26 protein-coding genes are annotated in these 17,386 nt (G+C 67.0%); 24 read left to right on the top strand and 2 right to left on the bottom strand.

Features of this window, described 5'->3' with window-relative positions; all coding sequences use genetic code 11:
• Positions 1-121: 121 nt before the first annotated feature.
• Positions 122-1,315 (top strand): elongation factor Tu, encoded by a 1,194-nt coding sequence (gene tuf / locus ABZ951_RS19680; protein ID WP_215079456.1) that lies wholly within the window; start codon positions 122-124, stop codon positions 1,313-1,315.
• Between the two features lie 141 nt (positions 1,316-1,456).
• Here the strand turns inward: tuf and ABZ951_RS19675 are convergent, their stop codons facing one another.
• Together ABZ951_RS19675 and ABZ951_RS19670 are read right to left on the bottom strand one after the other, a co-directional pair.
• A complete protein-coding gene (locus ABZ951_RS19675; RefSeq protein ID WP_344090694.1) occupies positions 1,457-2,311 on the bottom strand; it encodes a metallophosphoesterase in 855 nt (284 codons plus the stop codon).
• A gap of 240 nt (positions 2,312-2,551) precedes the next feature.
• Positions 2,552-4,663 carry a PIG-L family deacetylase gene (locus ABZ951_RS19670; RefSeq protein WP_361280344.1) on the bottom strand — a complete coding sequence of 704 codons (2,112 nt, stop codon included), beginning with the start codon at positions 4,661-4,663 and terminating at the stop codon, positions 2,552-2,554.
• 707 nt (positions 4,664-5,370) lie between these two features.
• On the opposite strand from ABZ951_RS19670, the gene rpsJ reads away from it, so the two are divergent.
• The 23 genes from rpsJ to ABZ951_RS19555 all read left to right on the top strand — a co-directional run bounded on the left by rpsJ (position 5,371) and on the right by ABZ951_RS19555 (position 17,292).
• Entirely contained in the window at positions 5,371-5,679 is a 309-nt protein-coding gene (gene rpsJ, locus ABZ951_RS19665; protein ID WP_003948644.1) for a 30S ribosomal protein S10, read from the top strand.
• 13 nt (positions 5,680-5,692) lie between these two features.
• Complete coding sequence (rplC, locus tag ABZ951_RS19660; protein ID WP_086567349.1) at positions 5,693-6,337, top strand: 50S ribosomal protein L3; 645 nt, start codon at positions 5,693-5,695, stop codon at positions 6,335-6,337.
• A 7-nt stretch (positions 6,338-6,344) separates the two neighbouring features.
• Complete coding sequence (rplD, locus tag ABZ951_RS19655; RefSeq protein ID WP_344090703.1) at positions 6,345-6,995, top strand: 50S ribosomal protein L4; 651 nt, start codon at positions 6,345-6,347, stop codon at positions 6,993-6,995.
• The gene (gene rplW, locus ABZ951_RS19650; RefSeq protein ID WP_116212450.1) at positions 6,995-7,327 is read left to right on the top strand and encodes a 50S ribosomal protein L23; all 333 of its coding nucleotides are present in this window, start codon (positions 6,995-6,997) and stop codon (positions 7,325-7,327) included. The genes rplD and rplW overlap by 1 nt, the downstream gene beginning before the upstream one ends.
• A 39-nt stretch (positions 7,328-7,366) precedes the next feature.
• Positions 7,367-8,203, top strand: a complete 837-nt coding sequence (gene rplB, locus ABZ951_RS19645; RefSeq protein WP_344090706.1) for a 50S ribosomal protein L2 — start codon at positions 7,367-7,369, stop codon at positions 8,201-8,203.
• Positions 8,204-8,215: 12 nt separating this feature from the next.
• Positions 8,216-8,497, top strand: coding sequence for a 30S ribosomal protein S19 (rpsS, locus tag ABZ951_RS19640; RefSeq protein ID WP_215079446.1), 282 nt, complete (start codon positions 8,216-8,218; stop codon positions 8,495-8,497).
• A 41-nt stretch (positions 8,498-8,538) separates the two neighbouring features.
• Positions 8,539-8,886: a 50S ribosomal protein L22 gene (rplV, locus tag ABZ951_RS19635; RefSeq protein ID WP_344090783.1), complete on the top strand. Its 348-nt coding sequence runs from the start codon at positions 8,539-8,541 to the stop codon at positions 8,884-8,886.
• Complete coding sequence (gene rpsC / locus ABZ951_RS19630) at positions 8,886-9,710, top strand: 30S ribosomal protein S3 (RefSeq protein WP_344090708.1); 825 nt, start codon at positions 8,886-8,888, stop codon at positions 9,708-9,710. The genes rplV and rpsC overlap by 1 nt, the downstream gene beginning before the upstream one ends.
• A 5-nt stretch (positions 9,711-9,715) precedes the next feature.
• Positions 9,716-10,135, top strand: a complete 420-nt coding sequence (gene rplP, locus ABZ951_RS19625) for a 50S ribosomal protein L16 (RefSeq protein ID WP_215079442.1) — start codon at positions 9,716-9,718, stop codon at positions 10,133-10,135.
• A complete protein-coding gene (gene rpmC, locus ABZ951_RS19620) occupies positions 10,135-10,359 on the top strand; it encodes a 50S ribosomal protein L29 (protein ID WP_030368408.1) in 225 nt (74 codons plus the stop codon). Before rplP ends, rpmC begins: the two co-directional genes overlap by 1 nt.
• Positions 10,359-10,640, top strand: a complete 282-nt coding sequence (gene rpsQ / locus ABZ951_RS19615) for a 30S ribosomal protein S17 (RefSeq protein WP_030026328.1) — start codon at positions 10,359-10,361, stop codon at positions 10,638-10,640. Before rpmC ends, rpsQ begins: the two co-directional genes overlap by 1 nt.
• A 133-nt stretch (positions 10,641-10,773) precedes the next feature.
• On the top strand, positions 10,774-11,142 hold the full coding sequence (gene rplN / locus ABZ951_RS19610) for a 50S ribosomal protein L14 (RefSeq protein WP_176163508.1): 369 nt from the start codon (positions 10,774-10,776) through the stop codon (positions 11,140-11,142).
• Between the two features lie 3 nt (positions 11,143-11,145).
• Positions 11,146-11,469: a 50S ribosomal protein L24 gene (gene rplX / locus ABZ951_RS19605; protein ID WP_130878989.1), complete on the top strand. Its 324-nt coding sequence runs from the start codon at positions 11,146-11,148 to the stop codon at positions 11,467-11,469.
• Entirely contained in the window at positions 11,469-12,029 is a 561-nt protein-coding gene (gene rplE / locus ABZ951_RS19600) for a 50S ribosomal protein L5 (RefSeq protein WP_344090718.1), read from the top strand. The genes rplX and rplE overlap by 1 nt, the downstream gene beginning before the upstream one ends.
• A 5-nt stretch (positions 12,030-12,034) precedes the next feature.
• The gene (locus ABZ951_RS19595) at positions 12,035-12,220 is read left to right on the top strand and encodes a type Z 30S ribosomal protein S14 (RefSeq protein ID WP_030368403.1); all 186 of its coding nucleotides are present in this window, start codon (positions 12,035-12,037) and stop codon (positions 12,218-12,220) included.
• Between the two features lie 265 nt (positions 12,221-12,485).
• The gene (gene rpsH, locus ABZ951_RS19590) at positions 12,486-12,884 is read left to right on the top strand and encodes a 30S ribosomal protein S8 (protein WP_087927570.1); all 399 of its coding nucleotides are present in this window, start codon (positions 12,486-12,488) and stop codon (positions 12,882-12,884) included.
• Between the two features lie 21 nt (positions 12,885-12,905).
• Positions 12,906-13,445: a 50S ribosomal protein L6 gene (rplF, locus tag ABZ951_RS19585; RefSeq protein WP_344090722.1), complete on the top strand. Its 540-nt coding sequence runs from the start codon at positions 12,906-12,908 to the stop codon at positions 13,443-13,445.
• Between the two features lie 3 nt (positions 13,446-13,448).
• Positions 13,449-13,832 carry a 50S ribosomal protein L18 gene (rplR, locus tag ABZ951_RS19580; protein WP_344090724.1) on the top strand — a complete coding sequence of 128 codons (384 nt, stop codon included), beginning with the start codon at positions 13,449-13,451 and terminating at the stop codon, positions 13,830-13,832.
• 46 nt (positions 13,833-13,878) lie between these two features.
• Complete coding sequence (rpsE, locus tag ABZ951_RS19575; RefSeq protein WP_116212431.1) at positions 13,879-14,481, top strand: 30S ribosomal protein S5; 603 nt, start codon at positions 13,879-13,881, stop codon at positions 14,479-14,481.
• Positions 14,481-14,663, top strand: coding sequence for a 50S ribosomal protein L30 (rpmD, locus tag ABZ951_RS19570; protein ID WP_087927574.1), 183 nt, complete (start codon positions 14,481-14,483; stop codon positions 14,661-14,663). Before rpsE ends, rpmD begins: the two co-directional genes overlap by 1 nt.
• A 1-nt stretch (position 14,664) precedes the next feature.
• Positions 14,665-15,120 (top strand): 50S ribosomal protein L15, encoded by a 456-nt coding sequence (gene rplO, locus ABZ951_RS19565; protein ID WP_344090728.1) that lies wholly within the window; start codon positions 14,665-14,667, stop codon positions 15,118-15,120.
• Positions 15,121-15,322: 202 nt separating this feature from the next.
• A complete protein-coding gene (gene secY, locus ABZ951_RS19560; RefSeq protein ID WP_344090730.1) occupies positions 15,323-16,636 on the top strand; it encodes a preprotein translocase subunit SecY in 1,314 nt (437 codons plus the stop codon).
• Positions 16,636-17,292 (top strand): adenylate kinase, encoded by a 657-nt coding sequence (locus ABZ951_RS19555; RefSeq protein ID WP_344090732.1) that lies wholly within the window; start codon positions 16,636-16,638, stop codon positions 17,290-17,292. The genes secY and ABZ951_RS19555 overlap by 1 nt, the downstream gene beginning before the upstream one ends.
• Positions 17,293-17,386 lie beyond the last annotated feature (94 nt).

The raw sequence follows: 17,386 nt of genomic DNA, 5'->3' as shown, positions 1-17,386 counted from the left end.
CTGTCGGGGCATACCGCCGCACTCCCAGGAATGCGGCGGGTGCCCCGGTGGACGGCACCCCAGCAAAGATCACCTGGCGCCGTTGAAGTAAGGCGTACAGAACCACTCCGTAGGAGGAACAGTGGCGAAGGCGAAGTTCGAGCGGACTAAGCCGCACGTCAACATCGGCACCATCGGTCACGTCGACCACGGTAAGACCACTCTTACCGCGGCGATCACCAAGGTGCTGCACGACGCGTACCCGGACCTGAACCCCTTCACGCCGTTCGACGAGATCGACAAGGCGCCGGAAGAGCGTCAGCGCGGTATCACGATCTCGATCGCTCACGTTGAGTACCAGACCGAGTCGCGTCACTACGCCCACGTCGACTGCCCGGGTCACGCGGACTACATCAAGAACATGATCACCGGTGCCGCCCAGATGGACGGCGCGATCCTCGTGGTCGCCGCGACCGACGGTCCGATGCCGCAGACCAAGGAGCACGTGCTCCTGGCCCGCCAGTCCGGCGTTCCGTACATCGTCGTCGCCCTGAACAAGGCCGACATGGTGGACGACGAGGAGATCCTGGAGCTCGTCGAGCTCGAGGTCCGTGAGCTCCTCTCCGAGTACGAGTTCGACGGCGACAACTGCCCCGTCGTCCAGGTCTCGGCTCTCAAGGCGCTCGAGGGCGACAAGGAGTGGGGCGAGAAGCTCCTCGGCCTCATGAAGGCCGTGGACGAGAACATCCCGCAGCCCGAGCGTGACGTCGACAAGCCGTTCCTGATGCCGATCGAGGACGTCTTCACGATCACCGGTCGTGGCACCGTCGTCACCGGTCGTATCGAGCGCGGTGTCCTCAAGGTCAACGAGACCGTCGACATCATCGGCATCAAGACCGAGAAGACCACCACCACGGTCACCGGTATCGAGATGTTCCGCAAGCTGCTCGACGAGGGCCAGGCCGGTGAGAACGTCGGTCTGCTCCTCCGTGGCATCAAGCGCGAGGACGTCGAGCGCGGCCAGTGCATCATCAAGCCGGGCACGGTCACGCCGCACACCGAGTTCGAGGCCACGGCGTACATCCTGTCGAAGGACGAGGGTGGCCGTCACACCCCGTTCTTCAACAACTACCGTCCGCAGTTCTACTTCCGTACGACTGACGTGACCGGTGTCGTGACCCTCAAGGAGGGCACGGAGATGGTCATGCCCGGCGACAACGCCGAGATGACCGTCAACCTGATCCAGCCCGTCGCGATGGAGGAGGGCCTGCGCTTCACCATCCGTGAGGGCGGCCGCACCGTCGGCGCCGGCCAGGTCACCAAGATCAACGCGTAACAACGGTCTTACCGTCCCGTAGCTCCTCCCGGGGAGCTGCGGGGGTTACCGAAGGATCAAAGGCGGGCCCGCACATCGCGAGATGTGCGGGCCCGCCTTCTTTCGTTTCCGCCGCGGCCGTCTCCGCCCCGGTGTCCCGGCTCAGGCCGGGTACGGCAGGATCTGCCGCAGCAGGCCCTTGGGGTGGCCCCGGCGCCGCCACTCGCGGGGGTAGCCGATCGAGACCTCCTCGAAGCGCACCCCGTCGTACCAGGTCGTGCGGGGGATGTGCAGGTGCCCGTAGACGACGGCCGCGGTGGTGAAGCGGCGGTGCCAGTCGCGGGTCAGGTCGGTGCCGCACCACTGGACGAACTCCGGGTACGTCATGACGTCCGTGGGCTCGCGCACCAGCGGCCAGTGGTTGACGAGCACCAGCGGCAGGGACGGATCGTGCGCGGCCAGCCGGGCCTCCGTCGCGGCGACGCGGGCACGGCACCAGTCGTCGGCCGCCGGGTAGGGATCCGGGTGCAGCAGGTACTCGTCCGTGCAGACGATGCCCGCTTCGTGGGCCTGGGCCAGGGACTGCGCCTTGTCGGCGGCCTTCGGGGTGCGCCAGGAGTAGTCGTACAGCGTGAACAGCGGGGCGACCGCCACGGGTCCGCCCTCGCCCTCCCACACGGGGTAGGGGTCCTCGGGCGTGGAGATGCCCAGGCCGCGGCAGAGTTCCACCAGATAGGCGTAACGGGCCTCGCCGCGCAGCTCGACGGGGTCGGACTTCGGGGTCCACAGCTCGTGGTTGCCGGGGGCCCACACCACCTTGGAGAAGCGGCTCGCGAGCAGCTTCAGGGCGTTCTCGACGTCCTCGGCGCGCTCGGCGACATCACCGGCCACGATGAGCCAGTCCTCGTCCGTCTCCGGCCGCAGGGACTCCATGATGGGGACGTTGTCGGCCACGCCGACGTGCAGGTCGCTGACGGCGAGGAGCCGTCGGCCCGGGGTGGGCGGCAGGGTCGGCATCCCCGCAACATAGCAAGATCGATCCGGTGGGCGCCGCGACCTACGTCATGGCGTGGGACCCCTCGTCCCGGGGAAAGCGGAGTCCCTCCGGGGGGTGAATGTCGAAACTCTGCCTGCACCACCGCTGCACGGCGTGTCCTCGATCTCCCCCGGCGGTAGCCGGGGGAGATCGAGGACACGCCCGCAGGGTGCTCGCCGCCGCGGGCGGCAACGGCGCCGGACAGGGCAGTCGCGTGATTCCTACGGCCGCCAGATCCAGGGCGCCGCGTCCGGGCTCATGCCCACCACGCACAGGCGGTGACCGGCGTCGGTGAGGATCCCGGAGGTGCCCACGGGCACCAGCTTGCCGGGGGAGCGCACCAGCTCGGCGTCGCTCTGCCCGCCGTCCGTGAGCTGTATCTCGCCGTTCAGGGCCCGGCCCAGCACCATCACGGTGTCCTTGCCGCCGCGGGCCGCCAGGGTGTGGGCGGCCAGCGGCCCGTAGCCGGCGAAGTCCTGGAGCTCCGTCGTGGCGATGTCCCCGAAGTCCCCGGCGGAGTCGTCGGGGCCCGGCGCGAAGCGGTACACGGCCGGCTGAAGGGTCGCGGGGGTGCGGTAGACGAGGGCCAGCTCGCCGTCGGGGCCCAGAGCGGCCCCCGGGAGCCCGCCGGGCTGCGGCAGGCCCTTGACGGGCTGGTGGCGGACCGGCTTGCCCGGCTCGTCCTGCGTCCAGTGGTGCACCGTGTCCCGGCCCTCGCCGAAGACGTGGACGCGCTGCCGGGCGTCCAGCACCACCGTCAGGCCGTCCTGGATCTCCTCGCCGTGCAGGCTCTGCCAGCGGCCCCACTTGCCGTCCGCCTCGCGCACCCGGCCGGAGACGCCCTTGCCGGCGTTGCGGACGAAGAGGTGGACGCGCCCGTCGGGGGTGGCCACGGCGGCCGGCATGCCCACCCGGCGGCCGCGGTCGGGGCGGCGCTCGGGGTTGCCGAGGCCCTGCCAGGCTTTGAACGGCCCGTCCGGGGCGCGCTGCTCCAGCACCACGATCTCGCGGGTGTCGGGGCGGCCCTGGCCGGCCAGGGCGGAGAACCGCAGGGCGAACACCAGCCGGCGCCCGGCGGCGTCCCTGACGGTGGCGACGGCGGGGGCCAGGGGGCCGCCGCCGAGGTTCTGCGGCTCGCCCCAGCGGCCGCTGCCGGCGGAGGTCTCCTGCCAGCGCACCGCCTGCAGGCCCAGGACGCCGTACGCCTCCAGGCGGCCGGCCTTGTCGGTGCCGGGGGCCGTGGTGGCGCCCTTGTAGCGGTAGTGGGTGGAGCGGATCCAGCCCTTGCGGTTCTTCAGCGGGCGGTCGCCGCCCTGGCCGTAGTCGCCGCAGCCGCCGGGGTTGCCGCACTCCCACTGCGGGTCGCCGCCGTACGCCGCGACCAGGCGGTGCTTCTGCTCCACGACCTCGGGGGGCAGATTGTGCGGCCAGCGCTGGTTGTAGTAGCCGCGGAAGGCCGTGGTGACGAAGCGCGGGGGGTGGCCGTCGCGCTGAGTGGTGTCGGCCACCCACTGGGAGAGCGCCTTCCAGGTGAAGAGCGCCGTCGGGGTGTGGTCGCGGTGGTCGGAGCAGGCCCCGTAGTCGTTGTCCTTGGGGTGGGTGGCGTCGTGGACCTGGTAGTCGGGGTCCGGGTCCATGGTGTGGACCACGGTCGGCTTGAACCGGTCCATGATCGTGGCCAGCGTGTCCACCAGCGTGTCGTGGTGGTAGACGGAGCTGGTGGTGCAGGGGGAGCCGGTGGCGACCAGGCTCTGCATGGCGGTGCGGGGCCGCTCCCACAGCAGCGGCAGCCGCATCTCGCCCGCGGACATCATGGCGATGTTCAGGAAGATCAGCTGGGCCTTGCGCGCGCCGTTGACCAGCTCGTTCGTCTCGGCCTTCACCCCGTTCCCGAGGTCCAGGACGGACTTCTTCCAGGGCGCGAAGCGGTCCAGGCCCAGCATCTCCGCGTAGGCCTGGCGCAGCCCCTGGTGCCGGGCCGAGGAGTAGGCGGCCTTGTCGGGCTTGCCCTTGGGGGGCATGCCCTCGACCCAGTTCTGGCCGACGGCCTCGCCCGCGGTGACGTAGACCGAGACGACGGGCACCCCGGCCCGCACGATGTGCTCGGCGTCGGGGTTCATGAAGTACAGGTCGTCGTCGGGGTGCGCCATGACCTGGAGGAGCAGCGATCCCTTGGCGTTGTTGAACGACTGCGTGGCGCGTGGGTCGACGGCTCTTATGGAGCTGGGGGAGGCCTTGGGCTTGTCCGGGCCGCCGCCGCCGCTGCACCCCGCGGCCACGGCCACCGTGGTGGCGGCGAGACCGGTGAGGGCGGTCCGGCGGGATATCACCATGCGCTGTGTGGTGTTCAACTACATGACTCCGTCCCGTTGTGCAGCACGCAGTCCCCGGCTGCCCCAGCGTGATAGGGGACGGTGGGGGGAAGGCGTCGGTTGCTCAAGACCACGGCAAACCCCGGCAAAGGTCTGCGGGGCGGGCCGTGCCGGCGGGGCCGGCTGGGGTCGGTAGGGCGCTTCGGAGGCGGCCTACGGGGGCAAAGCGGCGGTCGTGGCTCTGGTGAACTGGTGAGTGCCGGTAGTGCTGGTGAGCAGCCAGGACCTTCACGACCATAGTGTCCCGTATGTCGGCGGGTTGGTTTGACAACTGAGCCGCCCGGGGTACCTTCTTCGGCTGCGATTGGCGCGTCTTCGGACCTTTGTGGCACACTGTTCAGGTTGCTCGGTTGAGTGCCAATGCTGCGCGCCTCCCGCCGGGAGGACTGGAAGCGAGTCCCGCAGTACTCGTCACCCCATGCGTTACGCCGAAAGGTGTAGGGGTGGAAGTACGGGAATCTTCCGGGAAGTGTCAGCGTGGCCCCGGCCAGGCACTCGGTGGGTGCCCTTCCCCCACAGCCCCCTTCAGCAGGGATTTCCTTCGGGAAATTTTACTGGAAGGGGCGCGACACGCCCGACCGCGTGGGTCGGAGGAGGGCAGCGCCTCGTCAGAGGGGCAAACACACCGAGTCCCAGAGCGTTACGAGAGACAGGACTACGAAGTAGCCATGGCGGGACAGAAGATCCGCATCCGGCTCAAGGCCTACGACCACGAGGTCATCGACTCTTCGGCGAAGAAGATCGTCGAGACGGTGACTCGCACTGGTGCGTCGGTCGCGGGCCCGGTGCCGCTGCCCACTGAGAAGAACGTGTACTGCGTCATCAAGTCGCCGCACAAGTACAAGGACTCGCGCGAGCACTTCGAGATGCGCACGCACAAGCGCCTCATCGACATCCTCGACCCCACCCCGAAGACGGTTGACTCGCTCATGCGCCTCGACCTGCCGGCGGGCGTCGACATCGAGATCAAGCTCTGAGGTGACGCGCGAGATGGCTAAGAACATTAAGGGCGTCCTGGGCGAGAAGCTCGGCATGACCCAGGTCTGGGACGAGAACAACCGGGTTGTCCCGGTGACCGTCGTCAAGGCCGGGCCCTGTGTCGTGACCCAGGTCCGCACCAACGACAGCGACGGCTACGAGTCGGTCCAGATCGCCTTCGGCGAGATCGACCCGCGCAAGGTGAACAAGCCCCTCAAGGGTCACTTCGCCAAGGCCGACGTCACCCCGCGCCGCCACCTGGTGGAGCTGCGTACCGCTGACGCCAGCGAGTACACGCTCGGCCAGGAGATCACCGCTGCCGTGTTCGAGTCGGGCGTCAAGGTTGACGTCACCGGCAAGAGCAAGGGCAAGGGCTTCGCCGGTGTCATGAAGCGTCACAACTTCAAGGGCCTCGGCGCCGGTCACGGCACCCAGCGCAAGCACCGCTCGCCCGGTTCCATCGGTGGCTGCGCCACCCCGGGCCGCGTGTTCAAGGGCCTCCGCATGGCGGGCCGCATGGGCAACGAGCGGGTCACCACCCAGAACCTGACCGTCCACGCCGTTGACGCGGAGAAGGGCCTGCTCCTGATCAAGGGCGCGGTTCCTGGTCCGAACGGCGGCCTCGTCCTGGTCCGTACCGCGGCCAAGGGGGCCTGAGGTAACGATGAGCACCATTGACATCCTTTCGCCGGCTGGCGACAAGGCCGGGACCGTCGAGCTCCCCACGGAGATCTTCGACGCGAAGGTCAGCATTCCGCTGATCCACCAGGTCGTCGTCGCACAGCTGGCCGCTGCCCGCCAGGGCACGCACAAGACCAAGACTCGCGGAGAGGTCCGCGGCGGTGGCCGCAAGCCTTACCGCCAGAAGGGCACCGGCCGCGCGCGCCAGGGTTCGACCCGTGCGCCGCAGTTCGCCGGCGGTGGCGTCGTCCACGGCCCGCAGCCGCGTGACTACTCGCAGCGCACCCCGAAGAAGATGAAGGCCGCCGCCCTGCGCGGTGCCCTCACCGACCGGGCGCGTCACTCCCGCATCCACGTCGTCACCGGCGTGGTCGAGGGCGAGGTCTCCACGAAGGCCGCGAAGACCCTGTTCGGCAAGATCAGCGAGCGCAAGAACCTGCTCCTGGTCGTCGACCGGTCCGACGAGGCCGCGTGGCTGTCCGCCCGCAACCTGCCCCAGATCCACATCCTGGAGCCGGGCCAGCTGAACACGTACGACGTGCTCGTTTCGGACGACGTGGTCTTCACCAAGGCCGCCTTCGAGTCGTTCGTTGCCGCCAAGACCGGCGGCGAGCTCGAAGGGAGCGACGCCTGATGAGCGAGGCGACTGTCGCCGTCGTCACCAGCAAGACCTACACGGACCCCCGTGACATCCTGGTCAAGCCGGTGGTTTCGGAGAAGAGCTACGCGCTTCTCGACGAGAACAAGTACACGTTCATCGTCGACCCGCGCGCCAACAAGACCCAGATCAAGCAGGCCGTCGAGGCGGTCTTCTCGGTCAAGGTCACCGGGGTCAACACGATCAACCGTCAGGGTAAGCGCAAGCGCACCAAGACCGGTTTCGGCAAGCGCGCCAACACCAAGCGCGCCATCGTGACCCTCGCTGAGGGCGACCGAATCGACATCTTCGGCGGCCCGGTCTCCTAACGGAGTCCGAGTCGTCCGATATCGGACGAGGACTGAGAAATGGGTATCCGCAAGTACAAGCCGACGACCCCGGGCCGTCGTGGCTCCAGCGTCGCCGACTTTGTCGAGATCACGCGGTCCACGCCGGAGAAGTCGCTGGTCCGCCCCCTGCACAGCAAGGGCGGCCGTAACAACGCCGGTCGTGTGACCGTTCGCCACCAGGGTGGTGGCCACAAGCGCGCCTACCGCGTGATCGACTTCCGTCGTCACGACAAGGACGGCGTGCCGGCCAAGGTCGCGCACATCGAGTACGACCCCAACCGCACCGCGCGCATCGCGCTCCTGCACTACGCAGACGGCGAGAAGCGCTACATCATCGCCCCGGCGAAGCTCAGCCAGGGTGACCGGATTGAGAACGGCCCCGGCGCCGACATCAAGCCGGGCAACAACCTCCCGCTGCGCAACATCCCGGTCGGTACGACGATCCACGCGATCGAGCTCCGTCCCGGTGGTGGCGCCAAGTTCGCCCGCTCCGCCGGTTCGTCCGTGCAGCTGCTGGCGAAGGAGGGCTCTTACGCCCACCTGCGCATGCCGTCCGGCGAGGTCCGCCTGGTCGACGTCCGCTGCCGCGCCACCGTTGGCGAGGTCGGCAACGCCGAGCAGTCGAACATCAACTGGGGCAAGGCCGGCCGTATGCGCTGGAAGGGCGTTCGCCCGACCGTCCGCGGTGTCGCGATGAACCCGGTTGACCACCCGCACGGTGGTGGTGAAGGCAAGACTTCCGGTGGTCGCCACCCGGTCTCGCCGTGGGGTCAGAAGGAGGGTCGTACTCGTTCTCCCAAGAAGGCGAGCAACAAGTACATCGTCCGCCGCCGCAAGACGAACAAGAAGCGCTAGGAGCGGGTTTAGATGCCGCGTAGTCTCAAGAAGGGGCCCTTCGTCGACGACCACCTCATCAAGAAGGTGGATGTCCAGAACGAAGCCGGCACCAAGAACGTCATCAAGACCTGGTCCCGTCGCTCCATGATCGTGCCGGCCATGCTCGGCCACACGCTCGCGGTGCACAACGGCAAGACCCATGTTCCGGTGTTCGTCACCGAGTCCATGGTCGGCCACAAGCTCGGCGAGTTTGCGCCGACCCGCACCTTCCGCGGCCACGTCAAGGACGACCGCAAGTCGAAGCGCCGTTAAGGCGGGGTGCGAAGACTATGACTGACACCGAAGGGACAACCATGGAAGCCAGGGCCCAGGCGCGGTACATCCGCGTCACGCCCATGAAGGCCCGCCGCGTGGTGGACCTCATCCGTGGCATGGATGCCACGGAGGCCCAGGCGGTCCTGCGTTTTGCCCCGCAGGCCGCCAGCGTGCCGGTTGGCAAGGTGCTTGACAGCGCCATCGCCAATGCCGCGCACAACTACGACCACACCGACGCCGACAGCCTCTTCGTTTCCGAGGCGTTCGTCGACGAGGGCCCGACCCTGAAGCGGTTCCGTCCGCGTGCCCAGGGCCGCGCCTACCGGATCCGCAAGCGGACCAGCCACATCACCGTGGTCGTCAGCAGCAAGGAAGGAACCCGGTAATGGGCCAGAAGGTTAACCCGCACGGGTTCCGGCTCGGCATTACCACCGACTTCAAGTCGCGTTGGTACGCCGACAAGCTGTACAAGGACTACGTCAAGGAAGACGTTGCCATTCGTCGCATGATGACGAAGGGCATGGAGCGCGCCGGTATCTCGAAGGTTGAGATCGAGCGCACCCGCGACCGCGTCCGCGTTGACATCCACACCGCTCGTCCGGGCATCGTCATCGGTCGCCGTGGCGCCGAGGCCGACCGCATCCGCGGCGAGCTGGAGAAGCTGACCGGCAAGCAGGTCCAGCTGAACATCCTCGAGGTCAAGAACCCCGAGGTCGACGCTCAGCTGGTGGCCCAGGCCGTCGCCGAGCAGCTCTCCTCCCGCGTCTCCTTCCGTCGCGCCATGCGTAAGAGCATGCAGTCGACGATGAAGGCCGGCGCCAAGGGCATCAAGATCCAGTGCGGTGGCCGTCTCGGCGGCGCCGAGATGTCCCGCTCGGAGTTCTACCGCGAGGGCCGTGTGCCCCTGCACACGCTCCGCGCGAACGTGGACTACGGCTTCTTCGAGGCCAAGACGACCTTCGGTCGCATCGGCGTCAAGGTGTGGATCTACAAGGGCGACGTCAAGAACATCGCCGAGGTCCGTGCCGAGAACGCCGCCGCCCGCGCGGGCAACCGCCCGTCGCGTGGTGGCGCCCAGGACCGCCCGGCCCGTGGCGGCCGTGGTGGCGAGCGTGGCGGCCGCGGCCGCAAGCCGGCTGCGGCGCAGAACGAGGCCCCCAAGGCCGAGGCTGCCGCTGCTCCGGCTGAGTCCACCGGAACGGAGGCCTGACCGTCATGCTGATCCCTCGCAGGGTCAAGCACCGCAAGCAGCACCACCCGAAGCGCTCGGGCATGGCCAAGGGTGGCACCGAGCTTGCGTTCGGTGAGTACGGCATCCAGGCCCTGACCCCGGCCTACGTGACGAACCGTCAGATCGAGTCCGCTCGTATCGCCATGACGCGTCACATCAAGCGTGGCGGCAAGGTGTGGATCAACATCTACCCCGACCGCCCGCTGACGAAGAAGCCCGCCGAGACCCGCATGGGTTCCGGTAAGGGTTCCCCGGAGTGGTGGATCGCGAACGTCAAGCCCGGTCGGGTGATGTTCGAGCTGTCCTTCCCGAACGAAAAGGTCGCTAAGGAGGCGCTCACCCGCGCCGCCCACAAGCTTCCGATGAAGTGCCGCATTGTTCGGCGCGAGGCAGGTGAGTCGTGATGGCCGCTGGTATCAAGGCGACCGAGCTGCGTGAGCTGAACGACGAGGACCTCGTCGCGAAGCTCCGTGAGGCCAAGGAAGAGCTGTTCAACCTCCGTTTCCAGGCGGCGACCGGACAGCTTGAGAACCACGGTCGGCTCAAGTCCGTCCGTAAGGACATCGCCCGGATCTACACCCTGATGCGTGAGCGCGAGCTCGGCATCGAGACGGTGGAGAGCGCCTGATGAGCGAGAAGAATGTGACTGAGACGAACGAGCGCGGCTTCCGCAAGACCCGTGAGGGCCTCGTCGTCAGCGACAAGATGGACAAGACCGTCGTCGTCGCTGTCGAGGACCGCGTCAAGCACGCCCTGTACGGCAAGGTCATCCGCCGTACGAACAAGCTCAAGGCGCACGACGAGCAGAACGCTGCCGGTGTCGGCGACCGCGTCCTCATCATGGAGACGCGTCCGCTGTCGGCGAGCAAGCGCTGGCGCATCGTCGAGATCCTCGAGAAGGCCAAGTAGGTAATTCCCGCAAGGGAATTCCTTGAAATCTGTCTGAGGGGGTTTCCCCTCGGATAAGTTCCGCCAGGCTCGGCGTGGGGTCCCACCTCGGTGAGACCCCCGCCGGGAACCGGCAGACGATCAGGAGATAGACGTGATCCAGCAGGAGTCGCGACTTCGCGTCGCCGACAACACTGGTGCCAAGGAGATCCTTTGCATCCGTGTTCTCGGTGGCTCGGGTCGCCGCTACGCGGGCATCGGTGACGTCATCGTCGCCACCGTCAAGGATGCAATCCCCGGTGGCAACGTAAAGAAGGGTGACGTCATCAAGGCGGTCATCGTTCGGACCGTCAAGGAGCGCCGCCGTCCCGACGGCTCGTACATTCGTTTCGACGAAAACGCGGCCGTCATCCTCAAGAACGACGGTGACCCCCGCGGCACCCGTATCTTCGGCCCGGTGGGCCGAGAGCTGCGCGAGAAGAAGTTCATGAAGATCGTCTCCCTCGCGCCGGAGGTGCTGTAACCGATGAAGATCAAGAAGGGTGACCTGGTCCAGGTCATCACCGGCAAGGACAAGGGCAAGCAGGGCAAGGTCATCGTGGCCATGCCCCGCGAGAACCGCGTCCTGGTCGAGGGTGTCAACCGGGTCAAGAAGCACACCAAGGCCGGCCAGACCGCTCGTGGTTCGCAGACCGGCGGCATTGTGACGACCGAGGCCCCGATCCACGTGAGCAACGTTCAGCTCGTCGTGGAGAAGGACGGCAAGAAGGTCGTCACTCGTGTCGGTTACCGCTTCGACGACGAGGGCAACAAGATCCGCGTTGCCAAGCGCACCGGTGAGGACATCTGATGACTGCCACCACCAACGCGCCGCGTCTCAAGCAGCGCTACCGCGACGAGATCGCTGCGAAGCTCCGTGAGGAGTTCTCGTACGAGAACGTCATGCAGGTCCCCGGCCTGACCAAGATCGTGGTCAACATGGGTGTGGGCGACGCCGCCCGCGACTCCAAGCTGATCGACGGCGCGATTCGCGACCTCACCACGATCACCGGTCAGAAGCCGGCCGTCACCAAGGCCCGCAAGTCGATCGCGCAGTTCAAGCTGCGCGAGGGGCAGCCGATCGGCTGCCACGTCACCCTCCGCGGTGACCGCATGTGGGAGTTCCTGGACCGTACGCTGTCGCTCGCGCTGCCGCGCATCCGCGACTTCCGCGGTCTGTCGCCGAAGCAGTTCGACGGCCGTGGCAACTACACCTTCGGTCTCACGGAGCAGGTCATGTTCCACGAGATCGACCAGGACAAGATCGACCGCGTCCGGGGTATGGACATCACCGTGGTCACCACGGCGACCAACGACGACGAGGGCCGTGCCCTCCTTCGTCACCTCGGCTTCCCCTTCAAGGAGGCGTAAGCGAGATGGCGAAGAAGTCTCTTATTGCCAAGGCTGCCCGCAAGCCGAAGTTCGGTGTGCGCGCGTACACCCGCTGCCAGCGCTGCGGTCGTCCGCACTCCGTTTACCGCAAGTTCGGCCTGTGCCGCGTGTGCCTTCGTGAGATGGCTCACCGTGGCGAGCTGCCGGGCGTGACCAAGAGCTCCTGGTAACAACCCACTTGGGTTGACCAGGGCTCTCGGTAAGCATCCTGGACGGCAGTCGCCCGACCTGAGCTTTTCGCGTGGCGTTTGCGCTCGCGTAGAGTGGAAGGGTTGGGCGCCTGCCGCCCATGACCGCCCGTGGTCTGCTTGCGTTGCAGACCGCTTAAAGTCGCTTACTACGCCGTAGGTCCCCGCACCGCACCCGTCCCGACTCTGATCGGGGAGAGGGATGGCGCAGATAGGAAACCACGGCGAGAGAGGCCGAAGGCCAAACATGACCATGACCGATCCGATCGCAGACATGCTGACGCGTCTGCGAAACGCTAACTCGGCATACCACGACTCCGTGTCGATGCCGCACAGCAAGATCAAGTCGCACATCGCGGAGATCCTCCAGCAGGAGGGCTACATCACCGGCTGGAAGGTCGAGGACGCCGAGGTCGGCAAGTCCCTGACCCTCGAGCTGAAGTTCGGCCCGAACCGCGAGCGCTCGATCGCCGGCATCAAGCGTATTTCGAAGCCGGGCCTGCGTGTCTACGCAAAGTCCACCAACCTGCCGAAGGTCCTCGGCGGCCTGGGCGTGGCGATCATCTCCACGTCCCACGGTCTCCTGACCGGCCAGCAGGCCAGCAAGAAGGGCGTGGGTGGGGAAGTCCTCGCCTACGTCTGGTAATCGGGACAGGAGGAATAGCCAATGTCGCGAATTGGACGGCTGCCCATCCAGGTTCCCGCTGGTGTGGACGTCACCATCGATGGCCGCACGGTGCACGTGAAGGGCCCCAAGGGCTCCCTCGCGCACGCCGTTGCCGCGCCCATCGAGATCGCTAAGGCCGAGGACGGCACTCTTGTCGTCTCGCGTCCGAACGACGAGCGTCAGAACAAGGCCCTGCACGGCCTGTCCCGCACGCTGGTGGCGAACATGATCACCGGCGTGACCACGGGCTACAGCAAGGCTCTTGAGATCAGCGGTGTCGGTTACCGCGTCCAGGCCAAGGGCTCCAACCTGGAGTTCTCCCTGGGCTACAGCCACCCGATCCTGATCGAGGCCCCCGAGGGCATCACCTTCAAGGTGGAGTCCCCGACCAAGCTCAGCGTCGAGGGCATCGACAAGCAGAAGGTCGGCGAGGTCGCCGCCAACATCCGCAAGCTTCGCAAGCCTGACCCTTACAAGGCCAAGGGCGTGAAGTATGCGGGTGAGGTCATCCGCCGCAAGGTCGGAAAGGCTGGTAAGTAAGCCATGGCATTCGGTGTGAAGATCGCTAAGGGTGACGCGTACAAGCGCGCCGCCATCAAGCGTCGCCACATCCGCGTTCGTAAGCGGATTTCCGGCACGCCTGAGCGTCCCCGCCTCGTGGTGACGCGCTCGAACCGCAACCTGACCGCGCAGGTCATCGACGACATCGCGGGCCACACGCTCGCGTCGGCGTCGACCCTGGACGCGTCCATCCGTGGCGGCGAGGGTGACAAGAGCGCCCAGGCTCAGCAGGTCGGCGCGCTTGTCGCCGAGCGTGCGAAGGCCGCCGGCGTCGAGGCCGTCGTGTTCGACCGTGGTGGCAACCAGTACGCCGGGCGCATTGCCGCTCTGGCGGACGCCGCCCGCGAAGCCGGGCTGAAGTTCTAAGCCCCGGTTCCGGAGCTAGCGGACGTAACAGAGAGAGGTAAATCCAATGGCTGGACCCCAGCGCCGCGGAAGCGGTGCCGGTGGCGGCGAGCGGCGGGACCGGAAGGGTCGCGACGGTGGCGCTGCCGCCGAGAAGACCGCATACGTTGAGCGCGTTGTCGCGATCAACCGCGTCGCCAAGGTTGTCAAGGGTGGTCGCCGCTTCAGCTTCACCGCGCTGGTCGTGGTGGGCGACGGTGACGGCACCGTAGGTGTCGGATACGGCAAGGCCAAGGAAGTTCCCGCGGCCATCGCCAAGGGCGTGGAAGAGGCCAAGAAGAACTTCTTCAAGGTCCCGCGTATCCAGGGCACCATCCCGCACCCGATCCAGGGCGAGAAGGCCGCGGGCGTTGTCCTGCTCAAGCCTGCTTCCCCCGGTACCGGCGTTATCGCCGGTGGCCCGGTGCGTGCGGTGCTCGAGTGCGCCGGCGTCCACGACATTCTGTCGAAGTCGCTCGGTTCTTCGAACCCGATCAACATCGTGCACGCCACGGTGACGGCCCTCCAGGGACTTCAGCGTCCCGAGGAGATCGCCGCCCGTCGTGGCCTGCCGCTGGAAGACGTCGCCCCCGCCGCACTGCTGCGGGCGCGTGCCGGGGCGGGTGCGTAATGGCTCGCCTCAAGGTCACGCAGGTCAAGTCCTACATCGGCAGCAAGCAGAACCACCGCGACACCCTGCGTTCGCTCGGGCTCAAGCGCCTGAACGACGTGGTTGTCAAGGAGGACCGTCCCGAGATCCGCGGCATGGTGCAGACCGTCCGCCACCTCGTGACGGTTGAGGAGGTCGACTGACATGGCGGAGCAGAACCCGCTGAAGGTCCACAACCTCCGGCCCGCCCCGGGCGCCAAGACCGCCAAGACCCGTGTGGGTCGAGGCGAGGCGTCCAAGGGTAAGACCGCCGGTCGTGGTACCAAGGGCACCAAGGCCCGTTACTCGGTTCCGGAGCGCTTCGAGGGTGGGCAGATGCCCCTCCACATGCGTCTCCCGAAGCTCAAGGGCTTCAAGAACCCGTTCCGCGTCGAGTTCCAGGTCGTGAACCTGGACAAGCTGGCCGCGCTCTACCCGCAGGGTGGCGAGGTCACGGTGGCCGATCTGGTCGCCAAGGGCGCGGTTCGTAAGAACCAGCTCGTCAAGGTGCTCGGCACCGGCGAGATCACCGTGGCGCTGCAGGTGACGGTTGACGCCGTCTCCGGCTCCGCCAAGGAGAAGATCGCCGCCGCTGGTGGCACCGTCACCGAGCTCGTCTGAGCTCGTTGATCTGACAACCGGGGATGTCCCAAAAGGGGCATCCCCGGTTGGTCGTTCCAAGGGGGGCACGGTCGCCGGTAAGGTGGCGTGCACTGTTAACCTCCGCGCGGCATGTGTCCGTGCGGTTTTTGACTGATATGTATTCGTCGATCCTCAAGACCGTCACCTCTCGCGCGGCTGCGTGAGGGGCGCAGGAGGCACCGTGCTCACCGCGTTCGCCCGGGCGTTCAAGACGCCCGACCTGCGCAAGAAGCTGCTGTTCACGCTGGGCATCATGGTGCTCTTCCGGCTCGGGGCGCACGTACCCGTGCCCGGCGTCGACTACGGCCATGTCCAGACGTGTATGGACCAGGCCAAGAGCGGTCAGGGCCTCTTCGGCCTCGTCAACATGTTCAGCGGTGGCGCGCTGCTGCAGATCACGATCTTTGCGCTCGGGATCATGCCGTACATCACGGCGAGCATCATCCTGCAGCTGCTGACCGTCGTGATTCCACGTCTGGAAGCCCTCAAGAAGGAGGGGCAGTCCGGCCAGGCCAAGATCACGCAGTACACGCGTTATCTGACCGTGGCGCTCGCCATCCTCCAGGGCACCGGCCTCGTGGCCACCGCGAGCAACGGCGCGCTCTTCAGCGGCTGCCCCGTCGGCGGTCAGATCGTGCCGGACAAGTCGATCTTCGCCACGGCCACCATGGTCATCACCATGACCGCCGGTACCGCGCTGATCATGTGGCTCGGTGAGCTCATCACCGACCGCGGCATCGGCAACGGCATGTCCATCCTGATGTTCACCTCCATCGCCGCGGGCTTCCCGAGCGGCCTCTGGGGCATCAAGCTCCAGGGCAAGCTGATGGGCGGCTGGCTGGAGTTCGCGCTCGTCATCATCTGCGGCCTGGCCATGGTCGCCCTGGTGGTCTTCGTCGAGCAGGCCCAGCGCAGGATCCCCGTGCAGTACGCCAAGCGCATGATCGGCCGCCGTTCCTACGGCGGTACCTCTACCTACATCCCGCTCAAGGTGAACCAGGCCGGCGTCATCCCGGTCATCTTCGCCTCGTCGCTGCTCTACATCCCGGCGCTGCTCGTGCAGTTCACCGGCTCCAAGGGGGGCTGGGCGAACTGGGTCAACGCCAACCTGGTCAAGGGTGACCACCCGATCTACATGGTCACTTACTTCCTGCTGATCGTTTTCTTCGCCTTCTTCTACGTCGCGATCTCCTTCAACCCCGAAGAAGTTGCCGACAACATGAAGAAGTATGGTGGGTTCATTCCGGGCATCCGGGCAGGCCGTCCCACCGCGGAGTACCTGAGCTACGTGCTGAACCGCATCACGTGGCCCGGCTCTCTCTACCTGGGGCTCATCGCCCTGGTGCCCACCGTGGCACTGGTCACACTCAACGCGAACCAGAACTTCCCGTTCGGGGGAACCAGCATCCTGATCATCGTGGGTGTCGGTCTGGAGACTGTGAAGCAGATCGAGAGCCAGCTTCAGCAGCGCAACTACGAAGGGTTCCTCCGCTGATGCGAATCGTCCTCGTCGGGCCGCCCGGCGCCGGCAAGGGTACGCAGGCCGCGTACCTCGCCAAGAATCTTGGGATCCCGCACATCTCGACGGGCGACCTCTTCCGGGCGAACATCAGCCAGGGCACGCCGCTCGGGCAGAAGGCACAGGAATACATGCGCGCCGGCCAGCTGGTGCCGGACGAGGTCACCATCGGGATGGCCAGGGACCGCATGCACCAGCCGGACGCCGCAGACGGCTTCCTGCTGGACGGCTTCCCGCGCAATCTCGCCCAGGCCGAAGCCCTGGACGAGATCCTCAAGGCCGACGACCTCCGCCTCGACGGCGTCCTGGACCTGGAGGTCCCGGAGGACGAGGTCGTCAAGCGGATCGCCGGCCGCCGGATGTGCCGCAAGGACAGCTCGCACATCTTCCACGTGATCTACAACCCCCCGCAGTCCGAGGGTGTGTGCGACGCGTGCGGTGGCGAGCTCTACCAGCGCGAGGACGACAGCGAGGAGACCGTCCGCAAGCGCCTGGAGGTCTACCACAGCGAGACCGAGCCGATCATCGACTACTACAAGGCCCAGGGCCTGGTGGTGACGATCTCGGCGCTCGGGAAGGTCTCCGAGGTCACGCAGCGGGCGATGGAAGCACTGCCCACGCGGACCGCCTGATTTTCACCGCCTGATTCTTGAGGCGACTACGGCCGCCGGGGGCGGGTGGGGCCGCCGCCCCGGACGGGGTAGGCCAACGGCCCGGGCGGCACGG

It is taken from the genome of Streptomyces sp. NPDC046215 (genome assembly GCF_040646215.1).
GTDB lineage: Bacteria > Actinomycetota > Actinomycetes > Streptomycetales > Streptomycetaceae > Streptomyces > Streptomyces stramineus.
The sequence above is the reverse complement of the archived record's forward strand: the minus strand, read 5'-3'. Positions and strand labels throughout refer to the sequence as shown.